This window comes from Stenotrophomonas sp. YIM B06876 (assembly GCF_030711595.1).
Classification (GTDB): Bacteria; Pseudomonadota; Gammaproteobacteria; order Xanthomonadales; family Xanthomonadaceae; genus Stenotrophomonas.
On the sequence record NZ_JAUJUJ010000073.1, the window covers coordinates 2,754 to 3,930 of the forward strand.

General features: G+C 65.6%; 2 protein-coding genes. One reads left to right on the plus strand and one right to left on the minus strand.

Going from position 1 to position 1,177, the window contains the following annotated elements; all coding sequences use genetic code 11:
* Window positions 1-482 (minus strand): aldo/keto reductase (locus QZH66_RS14520; RefSeq protein WP_305806643.1); only part of this gene is annotated, 482 nt, incomplete at its 3' end.
* A gap of 101 nt (window positions 483-583) precedes the next feature.
* On the opposite strand from QZH66_RS14520, the gene QZH66_RS14525 reads away from it, so the two are divergent.
* Window positions 584-1,177 (plus strand): LysR family transcriptional regulator (locus QZH66_RS14525; RefSeq protein WP_305806644.1); only part of this gene is annotated, 594 nt, incomplete at its 3' end.

A 1,177-nucleotide genomic window follows, 5' to 3' on the forward strand; every position in this document is an offset into this window, starting at 1 on the left:
CGGATGCTGTCGGCGCCGGCCTCGGACAGGCCGAAGTGCTTGACCTTGCCCTCACGGATCAAGTCTTTCACGGTGCCGGCGACCTCCTCGATGGGCACCTGCGGATCGACGCGGTGCTGGTAGAACAGGTCGATGCGGTCCGTGCGCAGACGCTGGAGCGCCGCGTCGGCCACCTGCCGGATGCGCTCCGGCCGGCTGTCCAGGCCCTTGCCGGTGTCGCCCTCGCGAAAGCCGAACTTGGTCGCGATCACGACCTGGTCGCGCATCGGCTCCAGCGCTTGCCCGACCACGCTTTCGTTGACGAAGGGGCCGTAGGCTTCCGCCGTGTCGAAAAACGTGATTCCGCGCTCGAAGGCGGCGCGGATCAGCTTGACGGCGTCGGCCGTGTCGGTGTCAGGCCCGTAGCCGTAGCTCAGGCCCATGCAGCCCAGGCCCAGTTCCGATACGACGGGGCCATTGCGGCCCAATTGACGAGTTTTCATATGGCGTTCCTCTGCTGAGTTGTCCTGTATTGACTCTAGGCATCTCCAATCTAGTTGACTAGACTATGAAATCTATATCTGGTTATTAGAAGATCTAATCAATGGCATGTTTCGACGACCTTGCGGCCTTCGCGGCAGTCGTCCGAGCCGGCAGCTTCACCCGTGCCGCTGCACAGCTGGGCGTCACCCAGTCCGCGCTGAGCCAGACCATCCGCACGCTGGAGCGCCGGCTCGACCTGAAGCTGCTGAACCGAACGACGCGCAGCCTGGCAACCACGGAAGCCGGCGAGCAGCTCTACCGGACGGTGGCGCCGCGTCTGGCCGAGATCGAGGCCGAACTTTCGGTGCTCGGTGAATCGCGCGGCAAGCCCAGGGGCACGGTGCGTATCACGGCCACGGAGCATGCGGTGCAGGCGCTGGTCTGGCCGCGATTGCTGCCATGGCTCGCGCGGTACCCCGACATCCACATCGAGATCAGCAGCGACAACCGGTTTGCCGACATCGTGGCCGAGCGCTTCGACATCGGCGTTCGCCTCGGTGGCGACGTCGCCAAGGACATGATCGCGGTGCGCATCGCGCCGGACATGCGCATGGCCGTGGTGGGGGCGCCGGCGTATTTCGCGCGCCGCACGCCGCCGCAGACGCCGCAGGAGCTCGGCGAGCACGATTGCATCGGTCTGCGCCTGCCGACCTAT